This is a genomic window from Limnobacter sp., assembly GCF_046297615.1.
Lineage (GTDB): Bacteria > Pseudomonadota > Gammaproteobacteria > Burkholderiales > Burkholderiaceae_B > Limnobacter.
The window spans coordinates 68,633-83,042 of the sequence record NZ_JBKBHM010000006.1 but is presented as its reverse complement, the minus strand read 5'-3'; the positions used below and the strand labels follow the sequence as shown (position 1 = coordinate 83,042).

10 protein-coding genes and 1 tRNA gene are annotated in these 14,410 nt (G+C 55.9%); 5 read left to right on the top strand and 6 right to left on the bottom strand.

Features of this window, described 5'->3' with window-relative positions; all coding sequences use genetic code 11:
- Window positions 1–20 precede the first annotated feature (20 nt).
- Entirely contained in the window at window positions 21–221 is a 201-nt protein-coding gene (locus ACK4FF_RS12475) for a CsbD family protein (RefSeq protein WP_409709727.1), read from the bottom strand.
- 231 nt (window positions 222–452) lie between these two features.
- Here ACK4FF_RS12475 and ACK4FF_RS12470 point away from each other — a divergent pair, with 231 nt between their 5' ends.
- The gene (locus ACK4FF_RS12470; protein ID WP_409709724.1) at window positions 453–1,727 is read left to right on the top strand and encodes a DUF3089 domain-containing protein; all 1,275 of its coding nucleotides are present in this window, start codon (window positions 453–455) and stop codon (window positions 1,725–1,727) included.
- A 1,077-nt stretch (window positions 1,728–2,804) separates the two neighbouring features.
- On the opposite strand, the gene ACK4FF_RS12465 is transcribed toward ACK4FF_RS12470, so the two are convergent.
- From ACK4FF_RS12465 to acs, 3 genes are all read right to left on the bottom strand, one after another.
- A tRNA-Ser gene (locus ACK4FF_RS12465) sits at window positions 2,805–2,895 on the bottom strand.
- A 42-nt stretch (window positions 2,896–2,937) separates the two neighbouring features.
- Window positions 2,938–4,998: a VC_2705 family sodium/solute symporter gene (locus ACK4FF_RS12460; RefSeq protein ID WP_409709721.1), complete on the bottom strand. Its 2,061-nt coding sequence runs from the start codon at window positions 4,996–4,998 to the stop codon at window positions 2,938–2,940.
- 107 nt (window positions 4,999–5,105) lie between these two features.
- On the bottom strand, window positions 5,106–7,088 hold the full coding sequence (gene acs, locus ACK4FF_RS12455; protein WP_409709718.1) for an acetate--CoA ligase: 1,983 nt from the start codon (window positions 7,086–7,088) through the stop codon (window positions 5,106–5,108).
- 204 nt (window positions 7,089–7,292) lie between these two features.
- On the opposite strand from acs, the gene ACK4FF_RS12450 reads away from it, so the two are divergent.
- Both ACK4FF_RS12450 and ACK4FF_RS12445 read left to right on the top strand, forming a co-directional pair.
- The gene (locus tag ACK4FF_RS12450; RefSeq protein WP_409709715.1) at window positions 7,293–7,826 is read left to right on the top strand and encodes a TIGR00645 family protein; all 534 of its coding nucleotides are present in this window, start codon (window positions 7,293–7,295) and stop codon (window positions 7,824–7,826) included.
- A 71-nt stretch (window positions 7,827–7,897) separates the two neighbouring features.
- Window positions 7,898–9,418, top strand: coding sequence for a fumarate hydratase (locus tag ACK4FF_RS12445; protein WP_409709712.1), 1,521 nt, complete (start codon window positions 7,898–7,900; stop codon window positions 9,416–9,418).
- Between the two features lie 91 nt (window positions 9,419–9,509).
- Here the strand turns inward: ACK4FF_RS12445 and ACK4FF_RS12440 are convergent, their stop codons facing one another.
- Window positions 9,510–11,429 carry a propionate--CoA ligase gene (locus tag ACK4FF_RS12440; RefSeq protein ID WP_409709709.1) on the bottom strand — a complete coding sequence of 640 codons (1,920 nt, stop codon included), beginning with the start codon at window positions 11,427–11,429 and terminating at the stop codon, window positions 9,510–9,512.
- 203 nt (window positions 11,430–11,632) lie between these two features.
- Between ACK4FF_RS12440 and ACK4FF_RS12435 the strand changes: the two genes are divergently transcribed.
- On the top strand, window positions 11,633–12,658 hold the full coding sequence (locus tag ACK4FF_RS12435) for an extracellular solute-binding protein (RefSeq protein WP_409709706.1): 1,026 nt from the start codon (window positions 11,633–11,635) through the stop codon (window positions 12,656–12,658).
- A gap of 115 nt (window positions 12,659–12,773) precedes the next feature.
- Window positions 12,774–13,448 (top strand): TetR/AcrR family transcriptional regulator, encoded by a 675-nt coding sequence (locus ACK4FF_RS12430; RefSeq protein ID WP_409709703.1) that lies wholly within the window; start codon window positions 12,774–12,776, stop codon window positions 13,446–13,448.
- Window positions 13,449–13,516: 68 nt separating this feature from the next.
- Here the strand turns inward: ACK4FF_RS12430 and ACK4FF_RS12425 are convergent, their stop codons facing one another.
- Window positions 13,517–14,407 carry a MaoC family dehydratase gene (locus ACK4FF_RS12425; protein WP_409709700.1) on the bottom strand — a complete coding sequence of 297 codons (891 nt, stop codon included), beginning with the start codon at window positions 14,405–14,407 and terminating at the stop codon, window positions 13,517–13,519.
- Window positions 14,408–14,410: the final 3 nt, after the last annotated feature.

Sequence of the window (14,410 nt, the reverse complement as noted above, 5' to 3'; positions counted from 1 at the left end):
GCTGTTGAATGGTTGACACATCAATGGGTTTTGCTTTCCCATTCTTTAAGGCGCTTTTCAGCCTCCTCTTTTCCATAGCCGTAACGCTCCTGCAGCTTACCTGCCAGCTCATTGCGACGACCGTTGATGACATTGAGGTCATCGTCGGTCAGCTTGCCCCACTGTTGTTGGACCTTGCCTTTGATTTGCAGCCAGTTGCCTTGAAAAATGTCTTTGTTCATGGCGAATCTCCTGGTCGTTGGTTGATAAACGTGATTCAACACATCACAACTTCACTGTAGGGCTGTGTGGTGCAAAAATCCGTCAGCGTTGGCCGAAGCTGTTGTGGGGCTAGTCCTACAATCCGTGCAGTTCACCAACGGTTGGCCGAATTTCCTCTTTTCAAACAGCCATGACCCAACTATGTTGAATGCAAAACCAACAATGACTGTTAAAAGGCAGAGGAGACACTCATGATCCACCTGTTTCGCGGGTTCGGCCTGGCCTTAAGCCTCAGCGCACTCACCTTCATGGCAGCGTGCGGTGGTTCTGACAGCAACAGCAGTTCAAGCGGTGCGCGAACCAACGCAAGCGGCTTCACGCCCAACCCTTACGGTGCTTACCAAAGCACGGTCTACGAGGGCACGCAGAATTGGCTTTGTCACCCAGACCTCACCGGCCTTCGAAACGTGTGCTTGGGCAACTTCGACACCACGGTTGTGCCCGCTGGAAATGCAGCGGCAAGCATCCAACCGTACCGCGCCGCAAACGCACCTGAAGTGGATTGCTTTTATGTGTACCCCACGGTCAGTCCCGACCTTGGTGAAAACTCAGACCGCATCACCGACCTTCAAGAACAACAAACCACCGCCCTGCAACTGGGCCTGTATGGCAGCGTGTGCCGCCAGTTTGCCCCCGTGTACAAACAACGCACACTGACCACGCTGGCCCTGCAAAGCTTCGCCAGTGCTGCGCTGCCCGACAACTTCGCAGCCAATGCGGGCGAAGTGGCTTATGCCGATGTGCTGGATGCATTCAAGCATTACATCGCCAACCTCAGCCAAGGGCGCGGTTTTGTGCTGGTGGGGCACTCACAGGGGTCGGGCTTGCTGCGGCGTTTGATTGCTGAAGAAATTGAAACCAAACCTGAACTGCTTCAACGTTTGGTGGCGGCGCACATTCCGGGGTCCAACGTGCTGGTGCCCACGGGTCAGGACGTGGGCGGCTCATTCAAACAGGTGCCTGCCTGCCGCAGCGAAACCCAAACCGGCTGCGTCATCGCCTTCTCCAGTTACCGCAAAGGCGACCCGCAATTGGCCAACCCGCGTTTTGGATTAAGCACTGTGCCCGGCACACAAGCCTTGTGCGTCAACCCGGCCGCCTTGGCGGGTGGTGCAGCAACCACCTTCCCGCACATTCCCCGTGTGTTGCCGCCAGTGTTTCAAGCCTTACTCATTCCGCGCGGCAGCGGTGGCCCCTACGCCAACCCGGTGAATAACCTCACCATCAGCACCCTCTACTACAGCATGCCCAACCAGTTGAAAGCCGAGTGCAAAGTAGGCCCCAATGGTGTGAGTTACCTGGAGATTGAAATTCTGGCCGATGCAGCCGATGGGCGCGCCGACGATTACCCGGGCGAATTCATCGGCGGCATGAATTGGGGGCTGCACCTGCCTGAACTGTCGCTGGCGCAAGGAGACTTGGTGAGGTTGGCGGGAAAACAGGCGAAGGCGTGGTTGCAGCGTTAACAGCATTCATCAACGCTGGGCCTTGATATGCCATGTCTTACGCTACACAACGTATTCATCTACATTTCAACGCAGCCGAACTCAAAAGCTTCAAGCCTGCACACATCAACAAAAACTCTCGTCAATACCCACAGCAACTCCCCCTGAGAGACCGCCGTACATGACCTAAATGCCAGGCAGATGGGATATTCGCAACAAGCTATGGAACGCTTGAGCAACTTGCTAATGCTAGGCTTTATCTTACAGGGTCGAAGATTCGAATTAATGCCCTCGTCAAGGGGCGCTCAAGCTCAACCATCTACCGGTTTTATGTAATTAGTCCCTTGGAGGAACGTTTAACTCATCAACTGAGCAATACCCGCCAGTGGCCTAAACTGAGTAGGATTGGTCGATTAAGAATAATAAAGGCAAGTTATCGCCGGTAGTCAGGTTCAGAATAACCATCATTAGGTTTTAGCTTAAACGCATACGGATCTTCCTTCCAAACCACATGAATTGCACAGAACGCATTCAAGAAGCAGAACACTCCTAACAAGAGTTTAGTCCCTTTTTCTCTAGCTCTGAAACTCGCTACGGCTAGGCCAACCGCTAAGACAGCAAACGCGAAAAACATTTCAATCGCCTTTTGCTGGTGGTTGCGATTTCGATGCTGACCGAAGCTTCTTAGCCCACCAATAGACTCCTCCGGCCATCAGAAATTGAAGCAGCGCACTGACAACATGGGAACTAGGGCCTCGACCTTGCCAATCAACGTAGCCCTCAAATGCTAAATAAATTTTAAATACCGCCATCAATACCCAAACGATAGCCAATACATACAGGACAGATGATGTGAATCTCTTCATTTTTATGATGGGCAAGATATAAAAATCTAGGATAGCTCAAAACCTTGATACATAAAAATTTCAACTATCGAATTCATTTATCAGCAGTTTAGGCTTCATGCAAACAGTAGTCTCTCTAATGTTAGGAACACTCTATTTTTAGGGCAAAAGGGGATAACAAGGTGTGGTAAAAAACACCCTCGAAAAAACAAAAAACCCCTGTAAGTCATTAACTAACAGGGGTTCTAATTTTTGGCGGAGAGAGGGGGATTCGAACCCCCGATAGGCTATTAACCTATACACGCTTTCCAGGCGTGCGACTTAAACCACTCATCCATCTCTCCGCGTGGTAAGCCCGAAAGTATATCCTAACCAACCGCTTTTGCCTAGACCTTGCTGGAATCAAATGGTTGTTCGGGGGTGCGAAGGGTCACAATCATGTCCACCATCTCGCGCTTGGGGCCACCCCAGATGGACCCCAACACCATGCCCAGCGCGCTCAGCGGCACCGTAATCACCCCGGAAGCCACCCCGCTGATGCCAAACAAACTCACCGGGTTCAGGTTCAGGCTGGCCATAAACCCTGCGTTCGAGATGGCCAGGTAGACTGCTGAGCTGAAAAAACCGGTGCCCATGGCCCACATGGCGCCCCGCCGGGTGGCATTGCTCCAGAAAATACCAGCCACCAAAGGCACAAACAGACTGGAAGCCGCCAAGGCAAAGGCCGCCCCCACCAGCACCACAATATTGCCCGGCTGCAGGGAAGTCACCCACGCTGCAACCAGTGCTGCGCTCATCAAGGCAATTTTGGACATGGTGACCCGGCGCTGTGCGGTGGCTTTGGGGTCAATTACCTTGTAGTACAAGTCGTGCGACAGGGAAGCCGCAATCGTCATCAGCAAACCATCGGCGGTGGACAGGGCAGCCGCCAAGCCACCCGCTGCAATCAGGCCCGACAGGAAGAACGGCAGCCCGGCAATCTCGGGTGTAATCAACACCAGAATGTCCGGGCTTAAGGCCACCTCGGCAAACTGCACAATGCCATCGTGGTTCACGTCGCTCAGCATGGCCAGGTCTGGGGTAATACGCGCCCACGACGAAATCCAGTTGGGAATGTCCTTGAAGCTGGAGCCCACCAAGTTGTCGTACACCACCACTTTGGAAATCACCGACAACCACGGCGAGCACAAATACACCAGCAAGATGCACCCCAAGGCCACCACCACGGACCATCGGGTTTGCGAGGCATTGGGCGTGGTGAAAAAACGCACAATGATGTGGGGCAAGGCCACAGTGCCACACATCAAGGTGAAGGCCACCGCCAGAAAACCGAACATGCTTTGGCCAGGCCCTGCCCCTTCGCGCCGGTCCACATCAAAGTGCGGCACACTGGCTTTGACCCGGTCCTGAAAATACTGGCGCTGCTGGCCCCACAATTTCTTGGCTTCGCGCTCGTTTTTCGGAAACTCGTTCAGCACCCGCTCAGCCTGTTTGATTTCCTGAAAACTTGACCCATCGTAGCGCGCCAACTCCAGGTTTTTGCGCCGCGCCTCGTAGCCCTCTTCCCACGAGGTGGGCAGGGCATCAATCAACAACTGGTAACGGTTGGCCTCTTGCTGGTACCACTGGCGCACCTGCACTTCGCGCGGGTCTTGGGCTATGCGCTCTTCCTGCTGCTTCACGTACTCGGGAATGGAAATGTCCTCGGTGTGCGTCAGGTTTTGCACTGGGTTACGGCTGGCGAATGCCCACAGTGAACCAATCATCAACATCATGGTGATGATCATGACAATGCATTGCGCCACGGCAGTCCAGGTGACTGCACGCATGCCGCCCAAAAACGAGCAAACCAGCACACCGGCCAACCCAAAGAACACACCAATGCCAAACTCAACCCCTGCGAAGCGCGAAGTAATCAAACCCACTGCATAAATTTGTGCAATCACATACACAAATGAAATCGCAATCGTCACCAAAATACAGAAGAGCCGAATCAACCGCCCTTCGTCATCACCGGCATACCGCTCGGCCAGAAAATCGCCCACCGAGTAATAGGCAAATTTGCGCAGATACGGCGCCACCAGCAAGGCAATCAGCACAAAGCCACCAGTCCAACCCACCAACAGGGCCAGCGCCTCAAAACCGCTGTAGAACAGGGTTCCGGCAACACCGAGGAAGGACGCAGCGCTCATCCAGTCAGCCGCAGTAGCCATGCCGTTGTACACGCCGGGCACGGTGCGTGAAGCCACAAAGTACTCGTGAATATCACTGGTGCGGCTGAGCAAACCGATGACCGCATAGGCACCCAAGGTCACGAAGATGAAGTAATAACCGATCCACTGCCGGCCGATGCCGTTCATCTCCATCCACGCAGCGCTGCCTATGGCCACCATGAATGCCAAAGTCAGCACTGCGAAGAATCGGGTCAAACTCAGTGTGAAACTCATGCAGGCCTCAGCACAATGAAAAAAAACCAGCCTCCAGGTGAAGGCTGGTTTGAGATGAACACAGCGAGGTGCTCATTGGGACATACCCCTTGTCCGGAATTTCAGATTCAGTTGGCTTTGCCCAACTGGTCCAGAATTGCCGGGTTCTCCAAGGTGGAGGTGTCTTGCGTGATGGCCTCACCTTTGGCCAGGCTGCGCAGCAAGCGGCGCATGATCTTGCCGGAACGGGTCTTGGGCAGGTTGTCGCCGAAACGGATTTCCTTGGGCTTGGCAATGGGGCCAATGTCCTTACCCACCCAGGCCTTCAATTCGTTGGCCAGTTTCTGCTGGGCGTCGCCTTCAGGGCGTGAGCCTTTCAACACCACGAAAGCCACGATGGCTTCGCCGGTGAGGTCGTCGGGGCGGCCCACCACTGCGGCTTCAGCCACCAGTTCGTTGGCCACCAGCGAGCTTTCAATTTCCATCGTTCCCATGCGGTGGCCCGACACGTTCAACACGTCATCGATTCGGCCCATGATGGTGAAGTTGCCGCTTTCCTTGTCGCGCACAGCGCCGTCACCGGCGAGGTACAGCGTGCCGCCCAACTCTTCAGGGAAGTAGCTTTTCTTGAAACGCTCGGGGTCGCCCCAAATGGTGCGGATCATGGAAGGCCATGGGCGTTTCACCACCAGAATGCCACCTTGGCCATTGGGCAAATCGCCGCCTGTTTCATCCACCACTGCGGCCATAATGCCGGGCAGCGGCAATGTGCATGAACCGGGCACCAAGGGTGTGGCACCGGGCAGCGGCGTGATCATGTGACCACCAGTTTCGGTTTGCCAGAAGGTATCCACAATCGGGCACTTCTCGCCACCCACGTTCTTGTGATACCACATCCAGGCTTCAGGGTTGATGGGCTCACCGACTGAGCCCATCAGGCGCAGGCTGCTCAAGTTGTAGCTTTTGGGGTGCACAGCCTCGTCAGCCTCAGACGCTTTGATCAGCGAACGGATGGCCGTGGGGGCGGTGTAGAAAATTGTCGCTTTGTGGCGGGCAATCATGTCCCAGAAACGGCCTGCATTCGGGAATGTGGGCACACCTTCAAACACAATCTGCGTAGCACCCACCGCCAGTGGGCCGTAGGCAATGTACGTGTGGCCGGTAATCCAGCCGATGTCCGCCGTACACCAGAATACGTCATTGGGCTTGATGTCGAAGGTCCACTTCATGGTGAGCATGGCCCACAACAAATAGCCTGCCGAGCTGTGTTGTACGCCCTTGGGTTTGCCAGTGGAACCGGAGGTGTACAAAATGAACAGGGGGTGCTCGGAATCCACAGGCTCGGCCGCGCACACACTGGATTGGCCTTCCACCAAGTTGTGCAAGTACACATCGCGACCCGCTTGCATGGGCACATCACCACCGGTGCGCTTGTACACAATCACGTTGCGCACAGCGTCACAATCGCCCAAGGCCAAGGCCTCGTCCACAATGGTTTTCAGGGGCAGTTGCTTGCCACCGCGAACCTGTTGGTCAGCGGTGAATACAGCCACAGCGCCGGTGTCCACGATACGGTCTTGCAGGGCTTTGGCAGAAAACCCGCCAAACACCACGGAATGGGTTGCACCAATGCGGGCACAGGCATGCATGGCAGCCACACCTTCCACGCTCATGGGCATGTAGATGACCACACGGTCACCTTTCTTCACGCCCAGGCCTTTCAGCCCGTTGGCAATCGCGCTCACACGGGCCAGCAATTCGCTGTAAGTCACCTTGGTGACTTCACCACCGTCGGCCTCGAAAATGATGGCCACTTTGTCGCCCAAACCCGCCTGAATGTTCTTTTCAAGGCAGTTGGCCGACACGTTCAATTGACCGCCGTCGAACCATTTGTAGAAAGGCGCGTTGGACTCATCCAGCACAGTGCTGAAGGGCTTGGAGAACGACAGGTTCTCATTGGCCAAGCGGCCCCAAAAACCTGTGAAGTCACGCTCGGCTTCGGCGCACAGGGCGTTGTACGCCTCCATGCTGCCGATGGCGGCAGTTTTCTGGAATTCTGGGTTGGGGTGAAACACCCGGGTTTCATGCGAAACCGATTCAATTGCTGACATCCTGTCCTCCAAGGGGAATAGTTTTATGTTTGCCCTAACAATAGGCACCCGCTCTTACTCTCACCTTACAGTGCAGCGCACCACGCACAAGCTCGGTGCACACCCACACTGTCGGCCTTTCAATACGCAGACTGTAAGCGGTTAACTGGTATCATGGCCGGGCAAAAACTCAACCCCCATGATGCAACGCACATCCGGATTATCATGCAACAGAGACACGCCCAACCCCCGTTCCTTGCCAAGTTGATCTTCGCCAGCCGATGGCTGCAATTGCCCCTGTACTTGGGCCTTATCGTGGCGCAGATCGTGTACGTCTATCACTTTCTGATCGAGCTTTGGCACCTGGTCGGCGGTGCAGCCAACCACACGCTGGATGAAACAGGCATCATGCTCATCGTGCTGGCTTTGATCGATGTGGTGATGATTTCCAACCTGCTGATCATGGTGACCATCGGCGGTTACGAAACATTTGTCAGCCGCATGCACCTGGAAAACCACCCTGACCAACCCGAATGGCTGGACCACGTCAACGCCTCGGTACTCAAGGTCAAGCTGGCCATGGCCATCATCGGCATCTCCTCCATCCACCTGCTGAAAACATTCATCAATGCCCAGCAGTACGACGAGAAAACCCTGATCGCCCAAGCGTCCATTCACGTGATCTTCCTGCTGTCCGCCTTGGCCATCGCCTATTGCGACAAGCTGATCAATGGCAGCCACCCGGGCCACGGGCATTGAATTAAAATAGCGGTCTGATGCCCCGCACACAGGCCGCGCCGCATTTCCTCATTTCCAGGAGCACCCATTCCATGACCACAATCAAGCAAGAGGACTTCATCGCCTCCATCGCCGATGCGTTCCAGTACATCTCCTACTACCACCCGCTGGACTACATTCAGGCCCTGGGCAAAGCGTATGAGCGCGAGGAAAGTGCCGCGGCCAAGGACGCCATCGCCCAAATTCTCACCAATAGCCGCATGTGTGCTGAAGGCAAACGCCCCATCTGCCAGGACACCGGCATTGCCGTGGTGTTCTTGAAAGTAGGCATGAACGTGAAATGGGACTCCACCCTGAGTGTGGCTGACATGGTCAACGAAGGCGTGCGCAGGGCCTACAACCACCCGGACAACAAGCTGCGTGCCTCCGTTCTGCTGGACCCAGCCGGTGCCCGCAAAAACTCCAAAGACAACACACCCGCCGTGATTCATTACGAAATTGTGCCCGGCGACGATGTCGAAGTGATTTGTGCGGCCAAAGGTGGCGGCTCTGAGAACAAGTCCAAGATGGTCATGCTGAACCCGTCCGATTCCATCGTGGAATGGGTACTGAAAACAGTGCCCACCATGGGCGCGGGCTGGTGCCCACCCGGCATTTTGGGCATTGGCATTGGAGGCACTCCCGAAAAAGCCATGTTGATGGCCAAAGAAAGCCTGATGGCCCCTTGCGACATTCACGAACTGTTGGCCCGTGGCCCGCAGAACCGCACCGAAGAACTGCGCCTGGAACTGTATGAAAAGGTCAATGCCTTGGGCATTGGCGCCCAAGGCTTGGGTGGCCTCACCACTGTGCTGGATGTGAAAATCATGGACTACCCCACCCACGCAGCCAGCCTGCCCGTGGCCATGATTCCCAACTGCGCAGCCACCCGCCACGTGCACTTCCACCTGCACGGCGACGGCCCAGCCAAGCTGGAAGCCCCCAACATCTCCGACTGGCCGCAAGTCAGCTGGAAAGCGGACACCGAGAAAAGCAAGCGTGTGAACCTGGATACACTGACCGCCGAAGAAGTGGCCAGCTGGAAACCCGGCCAGACCCTGCTGCTCAATGGCAAAATGCTCACTGGCCGCGACGCAGCCCACAAGCGCATTGCCGACATGCTGGCCAAAGGCGAAACCCTGCCGGTGGACTTCACCAACCGAGTGATCTATTACGTGGGCCCAGTGGACCCCGTGCGTGACGAAGCTGTAGGCCCCGCTGGCCCCACCACCGCCACCCGCATGGACAAGTTCACCCGCATGATGCTGGAAAAAACCGGCCTCATCGCCATGGTGGGTAAAGCCGAACGCGGCCCAGTGGCCATTGAAGCCATTCGCGACAACAAGTCGGCCTACCTGATGGCCGTGGGCGGCGCAGCCTACCTCGTCTCCAAAGCCATCACCAATGCGAAAGTGGTTGGCTTTGAAGACTTGGGCATGGAAGCCATTTACGAGTTCGAGATTGTGGACATGCCCGTGACCGTGGCTGTGGACAGCACCGGCACTTCAGTGCACAACACCGGGCCCAAAGAGTGGCAAGCCAAGATCGGGAAGATTCCCGTGTCCGTGGCCTAAGAAAAAAAAGGCCTCTGCAAAAAACATGCAGAGGCCTTTCAATTGATGCGGCCAGACAATGATCTGCCACATCACCCCAAACTGTATTGACCTACACGGTCATCGCGGTCTTGATCTGATCCAGCGCCGTAGGGTCCTCAATCGTCGTCATGTCCCCAGGGTCGCGCCCTTCGCAAATGGCTTGAATCGACCGGCGCAGCAATTTGCCCGAGCGGGTTTTGGGCAGCACATTCACAAAATGCACCCGCGCTGGCCGGGCCACCGCACCCAACTGCTTGTCCACCACCTTCATGATATCGGCTTCAAGGCCACGGGCTTGATCAGGGCTTTCCATGACATCACTCGACTTGAGTATGGCAAAGGCCACCGCAACCTGCCCTTTCACCTGGTCGGCCACACCCACCACAGCCACTTCGGCCACGGCGGGGTGTGATGAAATGCTTTCTTCAATTTCGCGGGTGCCCAAGCGGTGCCCGGCCACGTTGATCACGTCGTCGGTGCGGCCCAGAATGAAGAAATAGCCGTCCTCATCACGAATACCCCAGTCAAACGTGGAGTACACCTGCCGGGTTTTGAAGCTGGACCAGTAGGTTTTCACAAAACGCTCATCGTCGCCCCACACCGTCTGCATGCAACCCGGTGGCAGAGGCCCTTCAATGGCCACCACGCCTTTTTCATTCACCTTGCACGGTTGGGCATTGTCCTCATCCAGCACATTCACATTGAAACCAAACACGGGCACGCCGGGGCTGCCAAATTTGGAATCCATGTCTTCAATGCCTCGCTGCACACACAAAATGGGCCAACCCGTCTCGGTTTGCCAGTAATTGTCGATGATGGGCTTTTTCAGGCTGTCGGCAATCCACTGGGCTGTGGTTTCGTCCAAAGGCTCGCCCGCCAGAAACAGCGCCTTCAGGCTGCTCAGGTCGTACTTGCTCAGGTATTCAGGGTCTTGCTTCTTCAACACCCTCACCGCCGTGGGGGCCGAGAACATCACCGACACTTTGTGCTGCTCAACAATCTTCCACCAAATACCCGCATCGGGCCGCAATGGAGTGCCTTCGTAAAACACGGTGGCCATGCCGGCAATCAATGGGCCATACACGATGTAGCTGTGGCCCACCACCCACCCAATGTCACTCGTGGCGAAAAATGTTTTGCCTTTCTCGCCCATGAAAATGTGTTTCATCGATGCGGCCAGTGCTACGGCATACCCACCCACATCGCGTTGCACGCCTTTGGGTTTGCCGGTGGTGCCGCTGGTGTACAAAATGTAGCTGCTGTCCGTGGATTTCAACCAAGTCACTGGTACCTGTGCATTCAAGTGCTTGGCGTGCAGTGCGGTGTAATCCTCGTCACGCCCTTGAACACGGGCAAAGTCAGTCAGGCCACGGTTTACCATCAACACTTTGGCGGGCTTGTGGGCACTGCGTTCAATGGCTTCATCCAGCAAAGGCTTGTAGGGCACCACCTTGCCACCGCGCGAACCGGCATCGGCCGACACAATCACCGTGGGTGTTGCATCTTCAATGCGCGAGGCCAGGCTGTGCGAGGCAAACCCGCCGAACACCACGGAATGAATCGCGCCAATGCGCGCGCAGGCCAGCATGGCAAACGCCGCCTGGGGAATCATGGGCATGTAAATCAATACACGGTCGCCCTTCTTCACGCCCAAGTCCAACAGGCTGGCCGCCATGATCTGCACTTCACGGTGCAATTCACGGAAGGTATAGGTGCGCTCCTCGTTCACCTCAGTGGACACATAAATCAGCGCGGGCTTGTCGCCTTGGCTGGCCACATGGCGGTCCACGGCGTTGTGGCACAAATTGGTTTGGCCATCGACAAACCATTGGGCAAACGGGGGGCGGCTATCGTCCAACACTTTGGAGAAAGGGCTGTGCCAATCCACCAGTTCAGCCTGCCGGGCCCAGAACCCTTTGGGGTTGCGAATGGATTCATCGTACAGCGAGAGGTATGCACCAGTGGACTGGTACTTCTTGGGATTGCTCACACCTTGTCTCCGGTTTTTTGTTGGGTATTGGGCACAGGGCCACTTTTCCGACACTGTAGAAACTGGCGCTTACTACACTCTGACTGGGCAAAAAACGACTGAATTTGAATTAATAAAAACACTTCTCGTTTCGCACTTAATTATTGTTTGCTATACTCTTCGCACTCGTTCCATGAACATTTCAACCAAGGCAGTCAATGAACATGAACCGCATTCTCAAAGCCACCCTGGCCGTCGCCCTGCTAGGCAGCGCCGCCGCTCACGCCCAGGAACCCCAGGTGCTGAACCTGTACTCCGCTCGTCACTACTACACAGACGAAGCGCTGTACAACGACTTCACCAAGCAAACCGGCATCGTCATCAAACGCCTTGAATTAAAGGACGAAGCCCTGCTTGAGCGCCTGCGCAACGAAGGCCCACGCAGCCCAGCCGACGTGGTGCTGCTGGTGGATGCAGCCCGTTTGGCATCCGCTCAGGAACAAGGCTTGTTCCAGCCCGTGAAATCAAAAATCCTGTCTGACCGCATTCCTGCGCAATACACCGGCCAGGATGGGCTGTGGTATGCCTTCTCGGCCCGCAGCCGCGCCATCGTGTACAACAAAGACACCGTGAAGCCCGAAGAAGTCCAAAGCTACGAAGACTTGGCCAAACCCGCCATGAAAGGCAAAGTCTGTACACGCAGCGGTTCACACCCCTACATGCTCAGCCTGCTCAGCGGCATGATTGCCAACATCGGTGAAAAGAAAGCCACCGAATGGGCAGCCGGGGTTGTGGCCAACATGGCCCGTGCACCCAAAGGTGGCGACACCGACCAGATCAAAGCAGTGGCCAGCGGTGAATGCGGCGTTGCCCTCACCAACACTTACTACTGGGTGCGCATGGTCAACTCCGACAAGCAGGAAGACAAGGATGTGGTCTCCAAAGTCGGCTTCATTTGGCCCAACCAGAAAACCACTGGCGCGCACATGAACGTGTCTGGCGGTGCTGTGGCTGCATACGCCCCCAACAAGGCAGCGGCCGTCAAATTCCTGGAATACCTTGCCAGTGACTCGGCACAGCAATACTTCGCCAACGGCAACAACGAATGGCCCACAGCCAAGGGCGTTAAAACAAACAACCCTGGCCTTGAAGCCCTCGGCCCCTACAAAGCTGACGTTACCCCAGCAAAAACACTGGCGGCCAACACAGCCCTGTCACAACGCATCATGGACAAGGTCGGCTACAAGTAATTCCACTTGGGTCCAACAAGGCTGTATCCCCCGAAACCCCGTCATTGCACGGGGTTTTTGTCATTTGGGCCCCAGGCTTGTTACACTTTCCCAAAATGTAACCGCCGAGTAATGTGTGAGAAAAACCGCCGAACCCAAGAAGGCCGTCAAGCGCGTACCTGCGCCACCCGCCGCCAAACGTCTGGGCACCCGCAAGGTGCCCAAAGAGCAGCGCATGGAGCAGATTCTGGAAGTGGCCGGTGTTGTGTTCTCCAAGCATGGCTTTCACTCCACCAGCATGGAAGAAATTGCCGAAGGCGCAGGGGTTACCAAGCCCCTGCTCTACCGCTACTTCGGCTCCAAAGATGCGCTTTACCTGGCCACGATTACGCAGGTAGGTAACCACCTGATGTCGGGGTTGAAGCTGCTGATGTCCACCGCCAACCCCACCGAACGCCTCAAACTCATCATGCTGAGTTTCCTGACATTCGTGGAACGCCACCGTGAAGGTTGGTCAGTGCTTTATAACGAAGCCTTGACCAGCGTTGGCCCAGTGGGCGAAAAGGTGGGTTTTTTCAGAAACAGCTTCATTGACGCCTGCGCGCGCACCATTGAAGAAATCAACGGCGTTGAGCCTGCCACAACCACCCCCCAGCCCCCTGTCAGCCTGCAGGCCTTGGCCATGGCGAACATCATGGTTGGGGCGGTAGAAGCGGGTGCGCGCTGGTGGATTCAACACCCGAACATTCCCATCAAAGACATGCAGGTGCTGATTGAACGCATACTGGTGCCTGGGCTGGCGAGGCAATAAGCGATAAAAAAACCGCTGCCTTGTGAGCAGCGGTTTGTCAGGTCATCTGCGCGATCGGCGCAAATAAATCAAGCGGCAATGGTGCCTACCATCAGCACTTTCGAATCGCGCTCAGCCAGCAATTCATAGCGGGCAACGCCCTCGCTGGTTACGCTTTTCAAGCTGGCCTTCGATGGCAAAAACACGGGCTGCTTGAAGCTCAGGCTGTACGCCTTGGCAGGCTTGCCCAAACTGGCTTCCAGAATGCTCAGTGTTTTTGCGGCACTCCACATGCCATGCGCAATCGCCTGTTTGAAACCAAACATCTTGGCCGTTTGCGCATACAGGTGAATCGGGTTGTAGTCGTTCGACACTTTGGCGTACTTGCGGCCTTGGTCTTCCGGTACCTTCAGGCTCACATACTGAGCCTGAGCAGCATCCAGTCCTTCCACAGCGGCTGGCTTGCCAGCGGGCTTGGGCATGCCCTTGACCCGGCACAGCACGCTCATGGTGCCGCGCCAATGCACTTCGTCATCCTTGAAGAACTCGGTGTGTACATCGAACTCCAAACCTTGCGGAATGGCGCGTGTGTCACCAATGGTCACCACCACGTCGTACGGCACGCCGAATTCCAGTGGTTGAATCAATTCCACCGAATTGTGCAGGTGAACCATGCCCAACATCGGGAATGGATGTTCCGCACGGCTCATCAGGTACATGTGCAAGGGGGAGGCCAACACCTGCGGTGCAGTCAGAGAGATGAAATCATCCTCAAAACCACACACCGCATTGTAGGCACGCACCCACTCACGATCAATGAACACCTTCTTGACACGGGCCCCCAGGCGAACCGCCTGAGTGTCCTTCTTGGGTTTCTTGGTCGAGGTGGTTGCGGCCTTGAGCAGCATCACCTTGCCGTTGGGCATCTCGCCCAGTTCAAAGAACTTGGCGGATGACTTCAAACGTTCGGCGGCGCTCATGGA